This window comes from Streptomyces sp. NPDC088730, assembly GCF_044751215.1.
Classification (GTDB): Bacteria; Actinomycetota; Actinomycetes; order Streptomycetales; family Streptomycetaceae; genus Streptomyces.
Genome location: NZ_JBIVLK010000002.1, coordinates 583,965 through 605,661, shown reverse-complemented (window position 1 = coordinate 605,661; position 21,697 = coordinate 583,965). Strand labels below are relative to the sequence as shown.

Below are 21,697 nucleotides of genomic sequence, written 5' to 3'. Positions count from 1 at the left end.
AGGCCGTGTCCAGGAGGGGATGGCTTTGTCACGCGACTGGGCCTCTCGTTCCGGGGATTCCGGGGAATTCGCGATCCGGAAGTTTGCGTTCCTCCTCGCGGCTGCCCCGGGGCACACTCCATGAAACACCGCCTCCCCCATGAAGGCCCAGCAGGGTTTCAGGCAGAAATGATCACTTCAGGTCTGATTCCGTCGCTACGGGGGCCGCATTCCCTACCATCCAGGGCGTTCGCGCGGGCGGAGTTGCCGCAAAGAGCATGCATGATCAAGGCGGCCGACTACATTCGGTGTGACGAGGGGTACAGGGCTACGGGCACAGGGCTGGGGGTCTCATGGCTAATAACGCACCACCCCGCTGGGACCGCAAGATGCAGCAGCGGCTGGCACGCGGAGAGGCCGCCGCCCTCGGGGAGCTCTACGACCGGTTCGCCGCGCTCGTGCACAGCCAGGCCCACCGGATGCTCGACGACGAGAGCGCCGCGGACCTGGTGACCAGGGAGGTCTTCGGGTACGTGTGGGAGAACCCCGACGCGTACGACCCCAAGCAGGGCTCGATGCGGTCCTGGGTCGCCCGGCTCACCCACCGCCAGTCCGTGCGGAGGCTCCGGAGCACCGCCGACGCGGCGGCCCGCGAGGACGCGGAGGACGGCGAGGCCCGCGCGGATCCGGCCGAGCTGGAGGAGCGGGTGCGCCGGGCCACCGCGGCGGCCCGTGCCGACTACATCGTCGCGTCCATGCCCGCCCCGCTGCGGGCGGCGCTGGAGCTCGCGTACATACAGCGCCGGGACTACCGGCAGACCGCGTCCGACCTCGGCGTCACGGAGGACGAGGCCCGGCGCCGGCTGCGACTCGGGCTCCAGCTGCTCTCCACCGCCCACACCCGGCCCCTTGAGGACACCTCACCGCCCGGATACGGGCGGCAGCTGTGACCGACGACGGAGAAGGGCCCGACGGTGACGGCCACGAGCACGACGGACGGGACGACGAGGTGCGCGGCGCCCGTCGCATACCGGGCCCGCGGGCCGCGGCGGACGACTTCGACTTGGATCACGTGACGCCACCGACACCCGTACCCCCGCCGGAATCCGTACCGCCACAGCCGAACCCGCCGGCCCTGGTGCTCCCGCACCGCGTGCTGAAGGCGCTCCTCGGCGCGTGGGCGCTGTCCGCCTGCTCCACCGAGGAGACCGAGGCCGTCGAGGAGCACCTCACGGAGTGCGCGCCCTGCGCGGACGAGGCGCTGCGGCTGCGGGACGCGGTCGGGCTGCTGCACACCGACGGCAGCCTGGACCTCGATCCGCTGCTCCGTACCCGGGTGCTGGACAACTGCCTGAGCCGCCGGCCGGCCCAGATCCCGGTGCCCGACTGGGCGGCACCGTACGACGCGGAGACCGCCCGCCTCGACGCGCTGCTGCGCGACATCGGCGCCTCCGAGTGGCACGCCCCGGTGCGGCTGAAGTGGTTCGAGGGCGAGCGCGCGGCCCACCGCAAGACGACGGTGGCCGGGGTGATCGGCCACCTCCTGACCGTCGACGGGCTGGTCAGCACCGCTCTCGGTCTCGACGACCCGCTCGCCGACAGCGTCCCGGGCGTTCCGCGCCGGGGTCCGGGACCGGTTCTCGCGCCCACCGCCCGCACGGAGACGTACTGGTCGGCGGCGCGACTGCCACCGACCCGTGCCGTCCGTGAGCCGTGGCGCGAGCAGAGCCACACCCTCATCCGCACCGTGTCGTTCGCGGGCCGCGGCGTCTCGGATCTCTCGGTCTCCTACGGCGACTTCGCGCTGCCCTTGCAGGACGCCCTGGTGGACCGCGCGTTCGAGTGCTGGGTGCACGGCGGCGATATCGCGAGAGCGGTGGACTATCCGTACGAGACGCCCTCCGCGGCCCATCTCAACCGGATGATCGACCTGGCGGCCCGGATGCTGCCCGCGGCTCTGGCGGGGCGGCGACGGGCCGGTCTCGCGGGTCCGGCCCGCGATCTGGTGATGGCCGGTTCCCCGGGCCGCTCGCTCCATCTGGAGGTCGAGGGCCTGGGTGGCGGCGACTGGTACATCGCGCTGGACTCACCGGCGGCGGTCGGCTCCCCCGACCACACGGTGGCACAGGTCGCGCTGGACGGCACCGAGTTCTGCGAGCTGCTCGCGGGCCACGTACCGCCCGTGGAGACGGCGGCCGGTCAGAGCGGTGACCGCGAGGCGATCGAGGACGTGCTCTACGCGGCGGCCTCGCTCAGCAGGCTGTGAGCCCGGCCGGAGCCGCGGACCCTACGGGAAGACCACCGTGCGGCGGCCGTTGAGCAGGATGCGCCGCTCCGCGTGCCACTTCACCGCGCGTGCCAGGGCCCGGCACTCCACATCGCGTCCGACGGCGACGAGCTGGTCCGGCGTGACGCCGTGGCTCACCCGCTCGACCTCCTGCTCGATGATCGGCCCCTCGTCGAGGTCGGCCGTCACGTAGTGCGCGGTGGCTCCGATCAGCTTCACGCCGCGGGCGTGCGCCTGGTGGTACGGCTTGGCGCCCTTGAAGCTCGGCAGGAAGGAGTGGTGGATGTTGATGATCCGGCCGCTCAGCTGCTTGCAGAGATCGTCGGACAGGACCTGCATGTAGCGGGCCAGTACGACCAGCTCCACGTCCTCCTCGCGGACCAGCTCCAGCAGCCGCGCCTCCGCCTCCGCCTTGTTGTCCCTGGTCACCGAGATGTGCCGGAAGGGGATGCCGTACGAGGCGACGAGCTCGGCGAAGTCCGTGTGGTTGGAGACGACCGCCGCGATCTCGACCGGCAGTGCCCCGGTCCGGGAGCGGAACAGCAGGTCGTTCAGGCAGTGGCCGAACTTGCTGACCATGAGCACGATCCGCATCCGGTCGGAGGACCGGTGGATCTGCCACTCCATCCGGAAGGAGTCACCGATCGCGGCGAAGCTCGCCCGCAGCTTCTCGGCGGTCACCGGGCTGTCCGCGGAGAAGTGGACCCGCATGAAGAACAGACCCGTGTCGTGGTCCCCGAACTGCTGGCTGTCCTCGATATTGCAGCCGGTCATGAAGAGATAGCTCGACACGGCGTGCACGATGCCCTTTTTGTCGGGGCACGAGAGCGTGAGGACGTACTGCTCGGGGGCGGTGTCAGCAGGCTGCGGCGCGGTCATCCCCGTAGGGTGCCACACCGCCCGGATCTCAGGCCGTTCTGGTCATGATGCGGAGCACGTCCAGCGAGCGCGGCGGTACGTCCGGGTCCTCGCCGTCGTTCGAGGCGAGCAGCACATGGGCCTCGCGGGCGGCCCGGACGGCCTCCGGCCAGCCGTGGTGCTCCAGGTAGGCGGAGACCGGGGCGTCGGCGCCGACCTGGTGCATGATGCGCAGCACCCGCAGCACGGCGACGTCCACGAGGGCGGCCTCGCCGGAGTCCCGGAAGACCGTGCCGACGTATTTCTCGGCGGACCAGTTGTCGAGCCAGGTGTCCTCGACCAGGCGGTACACGGCGTCGGTGACGTCGCCGTATCCCTCCCGGCCGGCCAGCCAGCACTCGTGGTGGAAGACGGGGTCGGAGAGCATGTGCAGCGCCGAGCGCACGTTGCTGCGCCAGCGCCACCACGGAATGTCGTTGAGCGGCATGCCGCCCATGGTGGAGGAGCGGCGGCCGCGACGGGAAGTGTTCTCGGAACCTTGCTGCACAACTATCGATCGTACGTTCCCTTTCCGGCCCCCCGTGCGGCCCCCTGTAATTCACCCGGATGTCACCGTGCGTTGAACGGACCACACTGCGGCGTTACCCGGGGCCGGGAAGGGTCAGGGCCCATGACCGGACGGCAGCGCCCCCTCCTTCCCCGCCCCTCCAGGCCGCTCATCGGCACAGTGGCGGCAGGGGCCCTGCTGATGACCGGCTGCGGTGTGCTCCCTGGGGCCTCGGGGGACTCCAGGGAGCCCGTCACCGTCGTCACCTGGGCGCCGAGCGGCGCCTCGGGTCCGGACAGCGCCGACATGGCGGGCATGACCGCCATGGCGCAGACGTACGCGCGCTGGATCAACGGCAGTGGCGGGATCGACGGCCACAAGCTGCGCGTCGTCACCTGCGACGAGCAGGACACCTCGGTCGGCGCGGGCCGCTGCGCCCGCCGGGCCGTCGAGGAGAAGGCCGTCGCGGTCGTCGGCTCGTACAGCCGGTACGGGCGGGCGTTCATGGCGCCGCTGGAGGTGGCCGGGATTCCGTACATCGGCGGATACGGCGCCTCCGAGGAGGAGTTCCGCAGCTATGTCTCGTACCCGGTGACCGGCGGCCAGTTCGCGCTGCTGGCGGGCAACGCCAAGCAGCTGGCCCGCGGTTGCGAGCGGGTCTCGCTGGTGCGGCCGGACACGCTGGGCGGGGACGGGCAGTCGTGGCTCCTCAGGACCGGCCTCACCGAGGCCCGCCGGCCCGCGCCGGCCGACATACGGGCGTCCGAGACGGCCACCTCGTACGACAGCGCGGCCGGGCAGGCGCTCACCGGGGCGGGCGCGGCCGGCGGGTGCGTCACGGCCGTACTGGGCGACCGCACGGAGACCTTCTTCGACTCCTTCCGGCGGCTGGCGCCGGCCACCGCGGCGGTCAGCATCTCCTCGGTGCTCGGCAGTGTGGGCCAGCCGCTCATCGACCGCACGGGCGGCCGGGACAGCCCGTTCGAGGGCGCGTACGTCACCGGCTGGTACCCGGACGCGGGTGACGCCCGCTGGAACCGGATGCGGCAGGTGATCCGCGAGCACGCCTTCGGTGACAACCGGATCGACCCGGGCGACACGGGTGTGCAGACCACCTGGATCGCCTACACCGCCCTGAAGTCGATCGTCGAGTCGCTGGACGAGCCGGGGATCACCGCGGGGAAGATCACCAAGGCCCTCAACAAGGGCATCCGGGTCGACACCGGCGGGCTCACCCCCGAACTGCGCTGGCGCTACGAGGACATGATCGGCTCGGACTCGTATCCGCGCATCGTCAACAGCAAGGTGACGTTCCAGGTCGTGCGCGACGGCAAGCTGGTCGCCGACAAGAAGGGGTTCGTGGACGTGACGAAGACCCTGTCGGACGCGAGCGCGACCGGCTGAGACGGGCGGACAGGCGCGCGGGCCGGGGGGCTCCCGTCCGCCTGTCCGTCTCCGCCGCCGGGCTCAGAGTGCGGTGGCCTCGCGCTCGGTCAGGCCGTACTTCTTCGCGATGGTGTTCCACAGCTTGGACGCCTCGCGCTTGGCCTTGCTTGCCTCGCCGCTCTGCACGCTGGCCGCCTGCATCTGCGAGGTCGTACGGGCCTTGCCGTGCTTGCAGACCTTCTTGCTCTTGGCCTGCGCGGCCCAGGCGGCGTAGTGGTCGTCGGCGGACGCGGAGGCCTGCCAGGCCCTGGTGAGCGAGGCGGTCAGCTCGGCGTTGTCCGGCAGCTTGTCGACCGACAGGCCCTTGAGCCGGGTGACCAGGTCGCGGCGCTGCTGGGCGGCGCCCTTCAGGTCCGACACGGCCTTGTCGAGGTTGGTGCAGGTCTTGGTCTTCTCGACCGCGCTGATGACGGCGGCCCGGCTGTTGTTGCTGTCCGCGAGCAGCTTGTCGAGCTCCTCCGCCTGCGGCTTCGCCGGGTCGACCGCGGCCTCGCTGGAGGGCTGGGCGGCGGGTGAACTCGCCGAGGCCACCGGCTCCTTGCTGTCCTTGTCGTCGTCGCCGCCGCTCAGCAGCGCACCGGCGCCGAGCCCGATCACCGCACAGCCGACGACGACCGCGGCGATCAGCGGGACGTGCGCGGGCCGCTTGCGCCGCTCCTCGCGCCCGTCCCCCGCCGGCCCGTCCCCGGGCCCGTTGTACGGGGGCGGCTGCTGGTAGGACTGCTGGGGCTGCGGGGGGCCCTGGTACGGCGGGGGCTGCTGCCCGGGGTCGAACCGGGGCATCTGCTGCGTGGCGCCCGCGGGCTCGTCGCTGCGGAAGAGGTTGTCGAACTCCGCGGGCGGCGGGCGCTCGCCGGGCGTGCCGGGTCTGATGCCGTACGGGGCTCCGCCGGGCACCGGGGGTATGTACTGGGTCGCGTCGGCGTCCTGGCCGCCCTGCGCGGGCTGCTGGTACCCCTGCGGCCGGCCCTGGCCGAGGTACTGGGTCGACTCCGCGGGGTTCTCCGGCGGCAGCCCGCCGGGGCCCGGGGGCACCGGCGCGATGTACTGCGTGGCGTCCGCGTCCCCGCCCATGCCCATGCCGGGCGCGGCCTCGGGAGGCAGCGGCTGCGCGTACGGGCCCTGCGGCTGCGCGGGCGGCAGCGGCTGCTGCTGGCCGTAGGACGGTCCCTGGTGGCCCTGGCCCTGCCCGTACTGGTCCTGGCCGTACCCCGGGGCCTGCTGCTGCCCCTGGCCGTACTGCCCGTGCGGCTGCCCGTAGGCGGGCGCCTGGCCGCCCTGCTGCCCGTACTGGCCCTGCTGCGGCGCGGCGTCCTGGTGCGGCGCCTGCGGCCCCCAGGGCTGGCCCCACGGCCGGCCCTCCGCCGGGGCCGGCTGGTCCGCCGGCGCCCCCGGCGTCCAGGGCTCGCCGCCACCCGAGGGCAGCACGACACCCTCGTGCGCGGGTCGTACAGCAGGGAGCTGCTGCTCGTCGCCCTGTCCGCTCTGTGTCACCGGGACTCCTACGTGTGAACCTATGGAATCGTCGGCTCACGCTACCGGGTGACGGCCGCCGTTCGCCAAGCGCGTGAGCTCACTCACCACCCCTTCACACCGGCTGTAACACTCAGCGGCCTTGAGACGCAGTTAGAGGGCCGGTAATCGAGGGGTGGGGTGGGCCGGGCTGCCGCAGCGGGCCCCGGCCGCACCCTCCGCCTACGCCGCCTGGAGTTCCAGACGGGCCCCGAACTCCCTTACCGCGGGCTCGTCCCCGTACGGCACCAGGCGCTGTTGCAGATCCTCCAGATACTCCGCGCCCCGGCTGGAGCGCACCGAGCCGAGCAGCTCCATCGCCCGCGTCCCGGTGTGGCAGGCCTGCTCCACCTCGCGCAGCTGCACCTGCGCCGTGGCCAGCAGCGCCAGGCCGATGCCCCGGCGGCGGGCCCGGGACTCCGGGTGGCCGTCCAGGGACTCCTTCGCCCGCCGGGCGGCCGACTCCGCCTGGCCGAGATCGCGGTGACAGTGCGCCAGTTCGTCGGCCAGGTAGGCGTGGTCGAAGTGGGCGATCCAGTCGGGATCGTCACCGCTGTCCGGGTCGGCGCGGTCCAGGGCCGCCTGAGCCAGGCTCGCCACGGAGCGGCAGGTGCCGGCGTCCCCGAGGAGGGCGTGGCCGCGCGCCTCCGCGGCGTAGAACATCGCCTCCGCCCTCGGCGTGACCCGTCCGCGCGCACCCTCCTGCGCCGCCCTGGCCAGCTGGGCGATCTCGCGCGGATTGCCGAGCTGGGCCGCGAGATGGCTCATCGACGCGGCCAGCACATAGCCGCCGTAGGCGCGGTCACCGGCCGCCTGCGCGAGGCGCAGCGCCTGGATGTAGTAGCGCTGGGCGAGGCCCGGCTGACCCGTGTCGATCGCCATGTACCCGGCGAGTTCGGTGAGTCGCGCGACCGCCCCGAACAGCTGCCGCCCGGTCGATTCGCGGTACGCGCCCGAAAGCAGCCCGGAGACCACGCTGTTGAGGTAGTGCACCAGGACGGGCCGTACATGGCCGCTGCCGAACCGGTGGTCGAGGTCGACCAGCGCGGCCGTCATCGCCCGCACCGCCTCCACGTCCGGCATCCCGACCCGGGCCCCGGCCGCCCGTGCGACCTGCGGGTCCGCGCCGCTGATCAGCCAGTCCCGGCTGGGCTCTACCAGCGCGGAAGAGGCCACCGCGGAGCCGGTGAGGAAGTCGCGGCGGCCGACGTCGCTGCGCCACAGCTCGCAGACCTGCTCGATCGCCCCGATCACCGTCGGGGCGAACTGCAGGCCCACACCGGAGGCGAGGTTCTTGCCGTTGGCCATCCCGATCTCGTCGATCGTGACGGTACGGCCCAGCTTGCGGCCGAGCGCTTCCGCGATGATCCCCGGCGCCCTGCCGCGCGGCTGCTGTCCGCGCAGCCAGCGGGCGACCGAGGTCTTGTCGTAACGGAGGTCGAGCCCGCGTTCGGCCCCGACCATGTTGACGCGGCGGGCCAGGCCCGCGTTGGAGCATCCGGCTTCCTGAATGAGCGCCTGCAGCCGTTCGTTCGGCTGGCGTGCGACGAGAGGCCTGGCTGCCATGTTTGTCCCCCTGAGGCCGCGGTGATCGTTGCGGGATCACTGCCCGACATATGCCTAAGAAATGCACCGATTCATCGTGTTGGTCACTTTCACGACGTCTTGCATCTTTCGTCACAGCAAGCGCTCTAAGATGCGAGACGAACTGTGCCGGAATTCCCGTATCTGGTTACCCGTCCTTCGCCGTGACGCCTACCGCGCGCCCCCGCCCATGCATCGATGCGCCCCGTATGCGGGGGCGGAGCGAGCCCCAACCGCGCGTGCCGCGCCCGTAACCCCAGGTGGCGGCGGGAGTTGTGCTGGGCGTGGAAGAGCCCATCGGAGTCATGGAAGCCGCGCAGGTCCCCCAGCAGCGTGCCGAGCCGCTGCTCGACGCCGCCGTGCGGTACGCGGAGGAGCGGCACTGGGACGTGTGCCCCGGCACCTGGCTGGAGCCGGCCGACGGGATGGAGCGGTGCTCGTGCGGCGAGGACCGGTGCGCGGTTCCCGGCGCGCACCCCACCCGGACCGACTGGGCGGGCCTGGCCACCGGCAGCGGTGCGGCGGCCCGCCGGATGTGGGAGCGCCGGCCGCGGGCGTCCATCCTGCTGCCGACCGGCCTCACCTTCGACGCGATCGACGTACCGGAGTCGGCCGGATTCCTGGCACTCGCCCGGATGGAGCGGCTGAGCCTGCCGCTGGGCCCGGTCACCCGCGCCCCCGACCGCCGGATGCAGTTCTTCGTACTGCCGGGCGCCGCCGCCAAGGCCGACGCACTGGTGCGGCGGCTGGGCTGGAGCGCCCCCGCGATCGGGCTGCGCGGCTGCGGCGAGGGCCAGTACGTGACGGCACCGCCGACCAGGGTCGGCGGGAGCGGCTCGGTGCAGTGGGTCCGGCGCCCCACCACCGCGAACCGCTGGCTGCCCGAGGTGGAGGAGCTGATCAGCCCGCTCGCCTACGCCTGCGGCCGGGAAGCCGCCGACGCACGGACCCGCCTTTCCTAGAGCCTTTCCCAGGCCCTTTCGTAGGGTGGCCCCCACACACGGGGACTTCGAAGGGCGTGCACGATGCCGGACCGGCGCGACACCGACAGGACAGACAGGACAGACGGGACGGAGCGGACGGCCGAAGCGGAAGCTGCGCGGCCGGCACCGCCCGCGGTGCGGGTGGAGGGGCTCTGGAAACGGTTCGGGGACCAGACGGCGGTGGCCGGAATCGATCTGGAGCTGCCCGCGGGCAAGTTCATCGGTCTGGTGGGGCCGAACGGCGCGGGCAAGACCACCACTCTGTCCATGGTCACCGGGCTGCTCCGCCCCGACATGGGCCGGATCGAGGTCGGCGGTCGGGACGTCTGGCGCGATCCGGTCGAGGTGAAGTCCCGGATCGGTGTGCTGCCCGAGGGACTGCGGCTCTTCGAGCGCCTCTCCGGGCGTGAACTCCTCGGCTACACCGGCCGGTTGCGCGGACTGCCGGGGCCCGAGACGGACAGCCGGGCGACCCAGCTGCTGGACGTACTGGATCTGGCGGGCGCCCAGCACAAGCTGGTGGTCGACTACTCGACCGGCATGCGGAAGAAGATCGGGCTCGCGGCGGCACTGCTGCACAACCCCGAAGTGCTCTTCCTGGACGAGCCGTTCGAGGGCGTCGACCCGGTGTCGGCGCAGACCATCCGCAAGGTGCTGGAGCGCTACACCCGCTCCGGGGCGACCGTCATCTTCTCCAGCCATGTGATGGAGCTCGTCGAGTCGCTGTGCGACTGGGTGGCTGTCATGGCGGCGGGCAGTATCAGGGCCCAGGGCACCCTGGCGCAGGTGCGCGGGGAGGCGCCCACGCTCCAGGACGCGTTCCTGGAGCTCGTCGGCGCGGGCGGCCGCGACGACGGCGACGCCCTGGACTGGCTGGGCGGTGCCCGATGAGCGTGCTCGACACCCCGGCGGGGTCCGGGCCCCGGACGGGCGCCGCGGGCGGTACGGCTCTGGTTCCCGTCTTCGTCCGGCTGAAGCTGTCACTGCTGCGCAACGGGCTGCGTCAGTCGTCGGGGCGGCGGGCCGCGTACATCGCGTCCGTCGTCGTCACCCTGCTGATCGCCGCGGGCCAGCTGATCGCGCTGATCGCGCTGCGCGGCAACGCCCACGTGGAATCGCTCGTGGTGCTGCTGGCCGAGGTGCTGGCGCTCGGCTGGGCCGTGATGCCGCTGTTCTTCTCCGACGGCGACGAGACCCTCGACCCGAGCCGTCTGGTGATGCTGCCGCTGCGGCCGAGGCCCCTGATCACCGCGCTGCTGACGTCCTCGCTGGTCGGCATCGGCCCGCTGTTCACCCTCTGCCTGACCGCGGGTTCGGTGATCGCGCTGGCCCACGGCGCGGGCGCGACCGTCTTCGCGGTGCTCGCCGCCCCGCTCACCCTGCTGGTCTGCGTGGCGCTGGCGCGGGCCGTCGCCACGGCCAACAGCAGGCTGCTGACCTCCCGCAAGGGCCGCGATCTGGCGGTGCTCAGCGGGCTGGTGATCGCCGTGGGCATCCAGGCCGTCAACTTCGGGGCGCAGCGGCTCGGCCAGGCCGGCGGCCTCTCCGCGCTGGACCCGGCGGCGGAGGTGGTGCGCTGGCTGCCGCCCGCTTCGGCCATCGGCTCCGTGTACTCCGCGTCCCAGGGCTCGTACGGCCGGGCCGCCGCTCAGCTGCTGCTCTCCGTGGCGGCGCTGGCCCTGCTGGTGTGGCTGTGGCAGCGCAGCCTGGTGAAGCTGATGACGGCGCCGGACGGCTCGACGCTCGCCGCGGCGGAGCCGAACCGGGCGAAGTCCGGCTCGCGCGGTGCCGGCATCTGGGCGCTGTTCCCCGAGGGGCGCACCGGCACGGTGATGCAGCGCAGCCTGCGCTACGTCGCCCGGGACCCGAAGACCAAGGCGGCGTGGGTGACGGCGCTGGCGATCGGGCTGATCGTGCCGCTGCTCAACGCGTTGCAGGGCACCGGCTCCGTCTACTTCGCCTGCTTCGCCGCCGGGATGCTCGGCATCCAGATGTACAACCAGTTCGGGCAGGACACGTCCGCGTTCTGGATGGTGGCCATGACGATCTCCTCGACCCGGGACGCGTACCTGGAGGTGCGGGCGCGGGCACTGGCCCTGCTGCTGATCACCCTTCCCTACACGGTCCTGGTGACGGTGCTGACCTGTGCACTGCTCGGGGACTGGCAGCAGCTGCCGGGGGTCATGGGGCTGTCGTTCGCGCTGCTGGGCGCGATGCTGGCGACGGGAGCGGTGGCCTCCGCGAATCTGCCGTACTCGATCCCGCAGGACGGCGCGTTCAAGAACGTGGCGCCGGGGCAGGCCGGGCTCGCCTGGATGTCGATCTTCGGCGGCATGGTCTCGGCGGCGCTGCTGTGCGCGCCGGTGATCGCCGCGACGATCTGGCTGCGGGTCGCCGGCGCGCAGGAGTGGCTGTGGGTGCTGCTGCCGGCGGGTGCGTTGTACGGGGCGCTGATCGCCTGGGCCGGGCTGCGGGTGGCCGCGCCCCGGACCGCGGACCGGCTGCCGGAGATCCTGGCGGCGGTCAGCAAGGGGTGACGGGGCGCAGGGGCGGGCGGAGGCGTTACGGAGCCACCGGCTCGCGTTCGCCCCGGTCGTCCCGGTCGTCCCGGTCCTCCTCGGCGAGCTGCTCAAGGAAGGGTTCGACCGCGGCCCGCCAGCCCTCCGGCTGGTCGTAGTGGACGAGGTGTCCGGCGTCGGCCACCTCCGCGTACTGGCCGCGGGGCAGCACCCGGACCATCTCCTGGGCCTCCGCCCGGCCCAGCTCGCCGTCCAGCCCGCGGAGCACCAGGGTCGGGCAGCCGACCTGGGCCAACTCCTCCCAGTGCGCCTCGAACACCCAGGTGGCGCGGGACTGGAGCATCTGGCGGCGGGAGAAGACGGGCCGCCAGCCGTCGGCGCGCTCGGCCATCACCTCGGCGAAGAACTCACCGCGCGAGGGGCTGGGCCGCTCCACCCAGGGGTCGTCCTCACCGAACCACTTCCGCACGTCGGACAGCGTCGCGAACGGCACCGGCCAGGAGCTGAACCAGTCCTCCCACTCCCGTTGCGAGGCCGCGCCGAGTGCGGAGGCCCGCATGTCGCAGATGACCAGGGCCCGGACGAGATCGGGGCGTTTAGCGGCGAGCTGCCAGGCGGTGAGCGCTCCCATGGCGTGTCCGACGAGGGTCACGGGGCCGAGGTCGAGCTGTTCGATCGCGGCCTCCGCGTCGGCGACGTACGCGTCGCGCGTGTACGGGCCCTCCGCGGGCTTCTCGCTGCGGCCGTGGCCTCGCTGGTCGAGGCCGACCGCGCGGTGCCGCTCGGCGAGCCAGCGGGTGGTGGACGCCCAGTGCGAGGCCCGGCCCATCAGCCCGTGCAGCAGTAAGACGCCGGGGGCGCGTTCGCTCTCCGCGCGCTCCTTGGGCGGATCCGCGAACTCCCAGGCCGCGAGGCGTACGCCGTCGGTTCCGGTCACATCGATGCGCCGCACCATAGTTCTGGCACCCCCTTCTGGTCCCTCGATCACCGTGTGGTCGCGTACCAGCAGACTATCGAACTCTTATTCGAAAACCGGGTCCGGGTACACAACACCGCTCGTTCGAGTGACCGCTTCCAAGGATTGACGTCGGCCGCGGAGGGGAGATCTTCTCCGGGAGGCGGGCCACTCGGGGATGAGGGCCCGCAGGGACCGACCTGAAGAGCTCGGGGCTCCAGGTCGGGAAACAGGGGAGGACAGGCCCCGGTGCCGTGAGGCGCCGGGGCCATCCGCTGTTCACGGGGCCCCGGACCGGGGCCGGAAGGAACCGGGGCCGGAAGCGGTCGTGGGCGCGTGGGCGCGCGTCCCGTCCGGTGCGCGTCCCGTGGGTGCGCAGGCCGGACACGCACGGGCCGGACGCGCACGGACGACGGGCGCATACCCTGCTCCCCTCCCCGACCGTGCGGCCGGGCGGCCGACACTCTCAGGTATCCCACCGGCACAGCCTGGCACGCGATCCCTCCGGCCGCTGCGATTCCGTACGGAAAAACGGAAAAGCGGACGCGGGTCCGGGGGCCGGTACACCGGGCCCCCGGCTACTCCGCGCGTCGGCGCGAGGAGTCAGCGCTTGGCGACGAAGACGTGCGACGCCACCTCTGAGTCCAGCTCCGCCGCCTCGCCGCTGCTGCCGACCAGCACCCCGCCGGGCGACTCCGTCACGCTGACCACGGAACCGGGCTGCACGCCCGCCCGCCGCAGCGTGTACATCAGCTGGGCGTCCGTCTGGATCGGCTCACCGATCCGGCGGACCACCACGGTCTTGCCCTCGGCGCCCGGGTCGAGATCCGAGAGGCTCACCATGCCCTCGTCGAGGAACGGATCGGCCTCGGCCTTCTCGCCCAGCTCCTCCAGACCGGGGATCGGATTCCCGTACGGGGACTCCGTCGGGTGGCGCAGCAGCTCCAGCACCCGCCGCTCCACGGCCTCGCTCATCACGTGCTCCCAGCGACAGGCCTCGGCGTGGACCTGTTCCCACTCCAGGCCGATCACGTCGACCAGCAGGCACTCCGCGAGCCGGTGCTTGCGCATCACCCGGGTCGCCAGCCGGCGCCCTTCGTCCGTCAGCTCAAGATGGCGGTCGCCCGCGACCTGAACCAGGCCGTCGCGCTCCATGCGGGCCACGGTCTGGCTCACCGTCGGACCGCTCTGGTCCAGCCGTTCCGCAATCCGGGCGCGCATGGGGACCACGCCTTCCTCTTCGAGTTCGAGGATGGTGCGGAGATACATCTCCGTTGTGTCGATCAGTCCGGACATTCGTGCCCCTCGATGCAATCGTGCGCTGGCCCTCACCCAATTCTGACGCATACCGCTGACAACCGTGCCTCGTCGGTCCGAGGAAGCCCGTCGGGAGGGGCCGCGCGGGCCCTGTGCGGTATTGACATGTCACTGGTCCAGACCGCAACGTGATCGGCGGTACGGACGCCCCTGGTCACCCCACCCCGCCGGAAAGGCCCTCCTCAGATGAGCGAAAGCAAGCTGGCCGGTCAGTTCTTCGACGCAGCGATCGGCCTGCTGGAGCGGGTGCGCGACGAGGAGTCCGGCAACATCGCGGCGGCCGGTGCGGCCATCGCGGACACCGTGGAGGCCGGCGGCCGGCTCTTCGCCTTCGGCGCCGGGCACTCCTCGCTCGCCGCCCAGGACGTCGTGTACCGCGCGGGCGGGCTCGCCCTGATGAACCTCATGGCCGTCCCCGGCGCCCTCGGGGTCGACGTCATGCCGGCCACCCTGGGTTCCGCGCTGGAGCGGGTCGACGGCCTCGCGGGCGCGGTCCTCGACTCCAGCCCCGCGAAGCCGGGCGACGTACTGGTGATCATCTCGCTGTCCGGGCGCAACGCGCTGCCGGTGGAGATGGCGATGAACGCGCGTGCGCTGGGCCTGAAGGTCATCGGCGTCACCTCGGTCGCGTACGCGGACGGCACCCGGTCCCGGCACAGCTCGGGCGGCTTCCTGCGCGACCACTGCGACATCGTGCTGGACAGCAAGATCTCGATCGGTGACGCGGAGCTGAACGTGGACGGCATCGAGGCGCCGTTCGCGCCCGCCTCCACGGTGGTCACCAGCGCGGTGATGCAGGCGATGATGGCGGCGGCGGCGGAACGGCTGCTGGAGCGGGGCGTGGAGCCGCCGTTGCTGCGGTCCGGGAACGTCGACGGTGGTCATGAGTGGAACGGTCGCGTGATGGCGCAGTACGCGGACCGGATCTTCTACCGGCACTGAACCGACCGCTCGGCGGCGGCTGAGCGGGGCCCGCGGAGGTGGGCGGACGACCCGGCGGCGGTCCCGTCCTCACACGCCGGACGGGCTGGAGCCGGCCCGTAGCGCCTGGTGCAGGTCCACCGAGGCCGCGACGCGGTCCGCCACGCTTTCCGCGTACACCGCGTCCGGGCGTTCGAAGGCGGCACGGTGGGCCGAGCGCAGGAACGTCACCACGCCCAGCGTCCGGCCCCGGCTCCGCAGCACCGCGCACAGGGCGTGCACCGAGTCGGCCGGCCACTGCCGCCCCGTCGCCCACTCCCCCGGCGCCCCGGCCCCCGCCGTGGCCCGTACCGAGCCCGTGCGGTCCACCGCCTGGAGGGCGGGGTGGCCGTGGGCGTACCGCAGCGGGATGCCGCCGCCGGCCACCGGCAGGCACGGCCCCGGCGCGTCCGACGGCGTCGCGGCCGCGCGGACCAGCCGCTCCCCCGCCACCAGGTCGATCAGCGCGTGGTCCGCGAAGCCCGCGAGCGCGTAGTCGAGCGAGGTGGTCGCCGCCTCCATCGGGTCCTCGCACTCGGCCGCGGAGTGCGAGGCGCGGTGCAGCTGGTTCGACCGGAAGCGGGCCCGGTCCGCGTCCTGCGCGGCCAGCTTCGCCTCCGTGATGTCCTGGAACAGCCAGCCGACGCCCAGCGGCACCGGCTCCTCCGCGAGCGGCGAGGCCAGCCGCATGAAGCCGCTGCGCCAGCAGCGCCGCCTGCTGCCCTCCGCCGTCCGCAGCGTCACCCACAGCTCGACGGGGGCGGGCGGCTCCCCGGCGGCCAGTACGTGCTGGAGCGCGCCCTCCAGGTCCTCCACGCCCTGCACGATCAGCTCGCCCAGCGGCCGCCCCAGCAGCGCCGTGCGGCCGCTGCCCAGCGCGCGGGCCGCGTGGGCGTTGACGACGGTCGGCCGCAGGTCCACATCGACGAGGACCACCCCCCACGACGCGTCCTCGAACAGCGCCTCGCTCAGCGCGATGGCCCGCTCCAGATCGATCTGCGCGTGGACCTCGCTGAACGCGCAGTACACCCCGGCCGGCTTCCCGTCCGCGCCGCGCACCCCGGCCGACTGGGTCCGCACCAGCACCCGGCCGCCGTCCTTGCGCAGCAGCGCGAACTCGTGCACCTGCCGCCCCGGCCCGGCCATGACGGCCATCAGCCGCCCCTGGACCTCGTCCGCGTCCGCCCGCCGCACGGCCCATCCGGCGAATCCCGGCCGCCCGACGGCCTCCGCCGCGGACCAGCCGAGAATCCGCTCGGCCTCGCGGTTCCAGTGGGTGACGGTGCCGCCCGCGTCGAAGGCGCAGAGCGCGGCGTCCATTCCGTCGAGCAGGGCCGCCAGCAGCTCGGACCCGGGAATCACCGCAGGTCCGTCCGCCTGCGCCTCCGGGGGCTCCGGCCGTCCCTCCGGGCCTTCCTCCGGCCCGAGAGCGTCGGTGGTTCCGCTGCTCCTGGAAGCACTCATCCCCGTACCCCCTGCAGGACGTGTCCGGCATTACTGCACGTCAGACCATTGAACTCGAACGTGACCCAGCACACAGCGACTTCACCGAAATCAATGACGCGGATAATTCGGTTGTGCGGCCCGCGGGGCGGTTCCTAGGCTGTGGGTACACATGAAGGGAGGTGCTCCGGAAGTGATTTCTTTTCGGACTCGTGAGGTGACTGCGGGCTGACGCCCGTCGTCGCACTCTTTGCAGTGCAGGGCCGGTCGCCGGCCAATCCCAAGCAGTCACCGACCCGCAGGCTCGCCGGTAAGTCCGGCCGGCCCCTCCGCAAGGAGGGTCCAGAGCCTGCGGGTTTCTGCGTGCCCGGGGCAGCGTCCTAGGGGCACAGCCGCTCGACGCGCCACCCGGCCCCGCTGCCCGCGTCCCCGTCCGCGCCGCCTGCGCCGTCCGCACCGTCTGCGCCATCGATGGTTTCGCGCACGTAGCGCAGCCGGTCGTGCAGCCGGTTCTCGTGGCCCTGCCAGAACTCGATCGTGGCCGGGACGACCCGGAAACCGCCCCAGTGCGGGGGTGCCGGGATCTGTTCGCCCTCCGGGTAGCGGGCCGACAGCTCCTCGTAGCGGCGCACCAGCTCCTCGCGGGAGCCGATCACCGAGGACTGGGCGCTCGCCCAGGCGCCGAGCTGGGAGCCGTGCGGGCGGGTGCGGAAGTAGGCGGCCGTCTCCTGGCGGCCGACGCGGGCCGCGCTGCCGGTGACGATGACCTGGCGGGCCAGCGGGTGCCAGGGGAAGAGCAGCGACACGCGCGGGTTGGCGGCCAGCTCACGGGCCTTGCGGGACTCGTAGTTGGTGAAGAAGACGAAGCCGCGCTCGTCGTACATCTTCAGCAGCACCGTCCGGGAGGACGGCACGCCGTCGGGCGTCGCCGTGGACACCACCATGGCGTTCGGCTCGTGCAGCGTCCCGCCTGCGGCGATCTGCCGGAACCAGCGGGCGAACTGCTGCATGGGGTCTGCGGCCAGGCTGTCCTCGGAGAAGCTCTCGGAACGGTACTGCTCGCGCATCGCGGCCGGATCGGTGGTGGAATCGAAGGAGGAATCTGCGGTGGACACACGCTCATCCTGCCGCAGCCGCCGAGTCTGCCCGGCGAGGAGGGCCGTCAACCGTTCCGGGAGAGAACGGGGAGCTGTGCCGGATGTCACGCTTCCCGGTCACGTCGGAACCCGCCAATATCGTGGTGCGGGCCGTTCGCGGCCCGCCCGCAGCCGCCGATCCGAGGGAGCCGCCTGATGTCCGACTTCGTACCCGGACTCGAAGGAGTCGTCGCGTTCGAAACGGAGATCGCCGAACCCGACAAGGAAGGCGGTTCGCTCCGCTACCGAGGGGTCGACATCGAGGATCTCGTCGGCCACGTGTCGTTCGGCAACGTCTGGGGGCTGCTGGTCGACGGGGCGTTCAACCCCGGTCTGCCGCCCGCGGAGCCGTTCCCGATCCCGGTCCACTCCGGTGACATCCGGGTGGACGTACAGTCCGCGCTGGCGATGCTCGCCCCCGTGTGGGGCCTGAAACCGCTCCTGGACATCGACGAGGAGACCGCACGCAACAACCTGGCGCGGGCCGCCGTCATGGCGCTCTCGTACGTCGCCCAGTCGGCGCGCGGGCAGGGGGTGCCGATGGTCCCGCAGAGCGAGATCGACAAGGCCGGTTCCGTCGTCGAACGGTTCATGATCCGCTGGCGCGGCGAGCCGGACCCCCGCCATGTGAAGGCCGTGGACGCGTACTGGACGTCCGCCGCCGAGCACGGCATGAACGCCTCCACGTTCACCGCCCGCGTCATCGCCTCCACCGGCGCCGACGTGGCCGCCGCGCTGTCCGGCGCGGTGGGGGCCATGTCGGGCCCGCTGCACGGCGGCGCCCCGTCCCGCGTCCTCGGCATGATCGAGGAGATCGAGCGGACCGGGGACGCCACCGCGTACGTGAAGAAGGCCCTGGACAGGGGCGAGCGGCTGATGGGCTTCGGGCACCGCGTCTACCGCGCGGAGGACCCCCGCGCCCGCGTGCTGCGGCGCACGGCCGAGGAGCTGGGCGCGCCGCGCTTCGAGGTGGCGCAGGCGCTGGAGAAGGCCGCGCTGGAGGAGCTGCACGCGCGCCGCCCCGACCGGGTGCTCGCGACGAACGTGGAGTTCTGGGCGGCGATCATGCTGGACTTCGCGGAGGTGCCGGCGCACATGTTCACGTCGATGTTCACGTGTGCCCGCACCGCGGGCTGGTCGGCGCACATCCTGGAGCAGAAGCGGACGGGCCGCCTGGTGCGGCCCTCGGCCACGTACACCGGTCCGGGGACGCGCAGCCCGCGGGAGATCCCGGGGTTCGACCAGCTGGCGGACCTGGGCAACTGAGGGACGGCCGAGGGGCGGCCGCGGACGGCCCGGTGACGGCCGGGCCGCCCGTCGCCGCGCCGAGCCGTGCCGCGCCCGTCGCTTTCCTGTGGCATTCCTGTGTCATTCCCGACCCATTCTGAGAAGCGTCCACCGAACGCACCGGCTGCCCCATGGGGCTGCTCTCACTGCCAGTTAGGTCAAAATGACACACAAGGGACGCATCTTCTTCGCGGCCGCGCTCGCCACCATGGGGCTCGGTCTCACGGCCTGCAACGACGGCGACGACTCGTCATCGGCACAGGACTCGCCATCGGCGTCCGCCCCGGCGTCGCCCGACCCGGCGGCGTCCGACTCGGCGTCGGCGGACCCGGGCAGCAGCCCCTCCGCGGGTACCGGCGACGACGGTGCCGCTCCGGCCGGGGGTGACGTCACGGCGCCGGGCACCAAGCTCAAGGTCGGCGAGAAGGCGGTGCTGCCGTTCACGTACGGGACGGAGAAGAAGGGCACCATCGCGGTGACCGTCACGGCGATCGAGAAGGGCGCCGAGGCCGACATGGCCGGATTCGGCGCGAAGGCGAAGGGCATGACGCCGTACTACATACGGATGAAGGTGGAGAACGTCGGCGGCACCGACCTGTCGTACGCGTCGCTGAGGCTGCGCGGCGAGCTGGCGGACGGCGGCCCCACGGGCATCGTCCTGATCGGTGACCTCCCGGGCAAGTGCGACAGCGAGACGGCGCCGCGCGACTTCACCACCAAGGGCGCGTCGTACGAGACCTGCTCGCTCAGCGCCACGAAGACCACGCCCATCGCGGGCGCCTCGTTCGACGAGGGCGACGCGTACAGCGACAGCCCGGTCCTCTGGACCAGCTGATCCCGGTTCCCACGTCCGCGCGCCGGGCATCTCGTCCCCGACGACATGCCCGGCCGGCGGCTGCCCGCCTCGGCGCCGGCACGCGGGCCCAAAGGGGCGGCTGTGGCGGATGTCAGAGGATTTCGATGTCCTTGACCCGCGGCGGGTTGTTCGGGAACGTGATGTCGGTCCACCGGTTGATGCGGACCGAGTCGCCGTTCGCGTCGTAGTAGATGAGGTCGTTGTTGCCCGTCGAGATGCGGTCGACCCACCAACTGCCGAAGCCCGTACGGCCCTTGTTGGCGTAGCAGTCCACGCTGGTACGGCCGTCCAGGTGGGACCAGACCTTCAGGAAGTTCTCCCCGCCGCGGCACTCGACGTGGTCGATGGCGAAGGCGTTGCTCGTGGGCATGACCATCGTGACCGCCGCGGTGGCGGCGATTGCCACACCCAGGGAACGGGCGGCCCTCTTCGTCTTTGAAATCACAGGAACTCCTTCTCATCGGGCATTCGATATTCGATATTCGGCGCTCGACACTCGGCGCTCGAACGGGAGAGCTGCACCAGGACCGGGCGAACGAAGAGACGTCGAAAACCCATTCGCCTGACCCGAATTACCGTCATTCCCGCTCTCCCCTTCTCGCTTGACGAAGATCGCTCAGGATGACTGCACATAGCAATCACCCACGACTCCCCGGTCCGGAAATGGACCCTTAAATGTCCAGATCAGGACGTTAGAGCGCTTTGCCGTCTTTCCGGGAGTTGGACCAGTTCCTGGTGGAGAGCACCAGGAGGTATCCGTCCGGGTCCTGGACCGTCACACCCCAGGTGTCCCAGTACGGATTGTGCGCGGGCACCCGCTTGCCGCCGTGCTGTTCGAGCCGCTCCACGAGGGAGTCCGGCACCGGTCCGCCGAGGTAGACGACGAGCAGGTCCTCCGGGGTGGGGCGCGGGTCCGTGGGGGCGGCGGGGTCGTGGACGAGTTCGAGGTGCCAGGCCGCGTCGGGCCACCCGGCCATCAGCAGCGAGTGCCGGCCCGGTGTGCCGTCGGCCTCGTGCCGGTACAGGACGTCGAGCCGGAGCCCGGAGACCCAGAAGCGTTCCGCCGCCCGGAGGTCGCGGGAGGGGCGGGCGATGCGCAGGTGCGCCGTGGCGTCGAGGGGCATGGGCCGGTCTCCTGGGGTTGTTCGCGTCGGCCGCTCGACCTGGTCCGACTCCCGGAGGGGCCGGCCGGCGTGCCCTGCGTGACGGATCGGAAGCTGCGCCCACCGGGCGCGGAGCCGTCATCGCCGTGACGGCCGCGGGAACGCGAAGGGGCCTGCCGCGTAAGGCTATTCCGGCCGCCCGTTCCCGCTCCCGTTCTCGCTCCCGTTCTCGCTCCCGTTTTCGCGTCCCTTTTCGCTCCCGCCTTCCTTCCCGTCCCCGTTCCCGTTCTCATTCCCGTCCCCGAAGTCCTCCACGAAGTAGCTGTCGTGCCGGATACGGAACTCCTTCAGGTCCTCCGGGCCGCGCCGTGACATCTGCGCGACCTGCTCGAAGTACTCCTCACGCGGGGCGCCCGGGGAGAAGAGCATGAGCATGGACACGGGGGCGTCGGTCACGTTCTTGAAGGCATGCAGACCACCGACCGGCACGTAGAGGAAGTCGCCCTCACGGCCGGTGACCCACTTCTCGCCGTTGAAGAGCTCCAGTTCTCCGGAGAGAACATAGAAGGACTCCGACATCGCCCGGTGGAAGTGCGTCTTCGCACCTGCTGATTTCGGCCCCAACACGCCTTTGTACAGACCGAATTCGCCGCCGGTCGATTCCTGTGTGGCGAGGTAGCTGGTCGAACCGCCCGGCGAGGAGACCTCCGGCGGGGTGCCGGCCGGCCGGAAGGACGCGCTCACCTCACCCTCGGCACCGTGATAGCGGGGCTCCGGGTACCGCATGTTCTCGATGTACGACATCACGCACTCCTTCTTGGCGGGTCCGCCGCAAGGGTGTCCGCCCACTCCGGGGTGCCGCATCGGGCCCGCGAACGATCCCCGCGGGCCGGGGGGCGGAGGTCCGGCGGCCTACGACCTGTAG

General features: G+C 72.0%; 19 protein-coding genes and 1 pseudogene. 9 read left to right on the top strand and 11 right to left on the bottom strand.

Translation table 11 applies throughout. The features are described from left to right. Positions 1–332: 332 nt before the first annotated feature. Entirely contained in the window at positions 333–929 is a 597-nt protein-coding gene (locus tag ACIP89_RS09500; RefSeq protein ID WP_401923110.1) for an RNA polymerase sigma factor, read from the top strand. Next, positions 926–2,245 (top strand): zf-HC2 domain-containing protein, encoded by a 1,320-nt coding sequence (locus ACIP89_RS09495; protein WP_401923107.1) that lies wholly within the window; start codon positions 926–928, stop codon positions 2,243–2,245. Before ACIP89_RS09500 ends, ACIP89_RS09495 begins: the two co-directional genes overlap by 4 nt. A 21-nt stretch (positions 2,246–2,266) precedes the next feature. On the opposite strand, the gene purU is transcribed toward ACIP89_RS09495, so the two are convergent. Further along, positions 2,267–3,145, bottom strand: a complete 879-nt coding sequence (gene purU, locus ACIP89_RS09490; RefSeq protein ID WP_401923104.1) for a formyltetrahydrofolate deformylase — start codon at positions 3,143–3,145, stop codon at positions 2,267–2,269. Positions 3,146–3,173: 28 nt separating this feature from the next. Then, positions 3,174–3,620: a hypothetical protein gene (locus ACIP89_RS09485; RefSeq protein ID WP_024494606.1), complete on the bottom strand. Its 447-nt coding sequence runs from the start codon at positions 3,618–3,620 to the stop codon at positions 3,174–3,176. Between the two features lie 174 nt (positions 3,621–3,794). On the opposite strand from ACIP89_RS09485, the gene ACIP89_RS09480 reads away from it, so the two are divergent. Beyond that, positions 3,795–5,075 (top strand): ABC transporter substrate-binding protein, encoded by a 1,281-nt coding sequence (locus tag ACIP89_RS09480; protein ID WP_402114020.1) that lies wholly within the window; start codon positions 3,795–3,797, stop codon positions 5,073–5,075. A gap of 63 nt (positions 5,076–5,138) precedes the next feature. On the opposite strand, the gene ACIP89_RS09475 is transcribed toward ACIP89_RS09480, so the two are convergent. Together ACIP89_RS09475 and ACIP89_RS09470 are read right to left on the bottom strand one after the other, a co-directional pair. Beyond that, positions 5,139–6,611: a hypothetical protein gene (locus tag ACIP89_RS09475; protein WP_402114017.1), complete on the bottom strand. Its 1,473-nt coding sequence runs from the start codon at positions 6,609–6,611 to the stop codon at positions 5,139–5,141. A gap of 201 nt (positions 6,612–6,812) precedes the next feature. Further along, complete coding sequence (locus ACIP89_RS09470) at positions 6,813–8,195, bottom strand: transcriptional regulator (protein ID WP_401923096.1); 1,383 nt, start codon at positions 8,193–8,195, stop codon at positions 6,813–6,815. A gap of 323 nt (positions 8,196–8,518) precedes the next feature. Here ACIP89_RS09470 and ACIP89_RS09465 point away from each other — a divergent pair, with 323 nt between their 5' ends. The 3 genes from ACIP89_RS09465 to ACIP89_RS09455 all read left to right on the top strand — a co-directional run bounded on the left by ACIP89_RS09465 (position 8,519) and on the right by ACIP89_RS09455 (position 11,733). Next, a complete protein-coding gene (locus ACIP89_RS09465; protein WP_402114584.1) occupies positions 8,519–9,175 on the top strand; it encodes a bifunctional DNA primase/polymerase in 657 nt (218 codons plus the stop codon). 63 nt (positions 9,176–9,238) lie between these two features. Next, a complete protein-coding gene (locus tag ACIP89_RS09460) occupies positions 9,239–10,087 on the top strand; it encodes an ABC transporter ATP-binding protein (protein WP_401923093.1) in 849 nt (282 codons plus the stop codon). Beyond that, positions 10,084–11,733 carry a transporter gene (locus tag ACIP89_RS09455; protein WP_402114015.1) on the top strand — a complete coding sequence of 550 codons (1,650 nt, stop codon included), beginning with the start codon at positions 10,084–10,086 and terminating at the stop codon, positions 11,731–11,733. Before ACIP89_RS09460 ends, ACIP89_RS09455 begins: the two co-directional genes overlap by 4 nt. Positions 11,734–11,758: 25 nt before the next feature. Here ACIP89_RS09455 and ACIP89_RS09450 read toward each other — a convergent pair whose 3' ends face one another. Then, complete coding sequence (locus ACIP89_RS09450) at positions 11,759–12,670, bottom strand: alpha/beta fold hydrolase (RefSeq protein WP_401923088.1); 912 nt, start codon at positions 12,668–12,670, stop codon at positions 11,759–11,761. Positions 12,671–13,273: 603 nt separating this feature from the next. Further along, positions 13,274–13,966, bottom strand: a complete 693-nt coding sequence (locus tag ACIP89_RS09445; RefSeq protein WP_073732829.1) for a metal-dependent transcriptional regulator — start codon at positions 13,964–13,966, stop codon at positions 13,274–13,276. A 207-nt stretch (positions 13,967–14,173) separates the two neighbouring features. Here ACIP89_RS09445 and ACIP89_RS09440 point away from each other — a divergent pair, with 207 nt between their 5' ends. Beyond that, complete coding sequence (locus ACIP89_RS09440; RefSeq protein WP_401923086.1) at positions 14,174–14,929, top strand: SIS domain-containing protein; 756 nt, start codon at positions 14,174–14,176, stop codon at positions 14,927–14,929. A gap of 69 nt (positions 14,930–14,998) precedes the next feature. Here the strand turns inward: ACIP89_RS09440 and ACIP89_RS09435 are convergent, their stop codons facing one another. After that, a complete protein-coding gene (locus ACIP89_RS09435) occupies positions 14,999–16,411 on the bottom strand; it encodes a PAS domain-containing protein (RefSeq protein ID WP_401923084.1) in 1,413 nt (470 codons plus the stop codon). 359 nt (positions 16,412–16,770) lie between these two features. Then, entirely contained in the window at positions 16,771–17,457 is a 687-nt protein-coding gene (pdxH, locus tag ACIP89_RS09430; protein ID WP_402114582.1) for a pyridoxamine 5'-phosphate oxidase, read from the bottom strand. Positions 17,458–17,682: 225 nt separating this feature from the next. Between pdxH and ACIP89_RS09425 the strand changes: the two genes are divergently transcribed. Next, the gene (locus tag ACIP89_RS09425; RefSeq protein WP_401923082.1) at positions 17,683–18,792 is read left to right on the top strand and encodes a citrate synthase 2; all 1,110 of its coding nucleotides are present in this window, start codon (positions 17,683–17,685) and stop codon (positions 18,790–18,792) included. A 184-nt stretch (positions 18,793–18,976) separates the two neighbouring features. Then, entirely contained in the window at positions 18,977–19,648 is a 672-nt protein-coding gene (locus ACIP89_RS09420) for a hypothetical protein (RefSeq protein WP_401928760.1), read from the top strand. A gap of 112 nt (positions 19,649–19,760) precedes the next feature. Here ACIP89_RS09420 and ACIP89_RS09415 read toward each other — a convergent pair whose 3' ends face one another. The 3 genes and pseudogenes from ACIP89_RS09415 to ACIP89_RS09405 form a co-directional block, all read right to left on the bottom strand. Then, positions 19,761–20,114, bottom strand: coding sequence for a beta/gamma crystallin domain-containing protein (locus ACIP89_RS09415; RefSeq protein WP_328695986.1), 354 nt, complete (start codon positions 20,112–20,114; stop codon positions 19,761–19,763). Positions 20,115–20,361: 247 nt separating this feature from the next. After that, entirely contained in the window at positions 20,362–20,793 is a 432-nt protein-coding gene (locus ACIP89_RS09410; protein WP_402114013.1) for a VOC family protein, read from the bottom strand. 267 nt (positions 20,794–21,060) lie between these two features. After that, positions 21,061–21,576: pseudogene (locus ACIP89_RS09405) on the bottom strand (cupin domain-containing protein); the annotation flags it as partial. Positions 21,577–21,697: the final 121 nt, after the last annotated feature.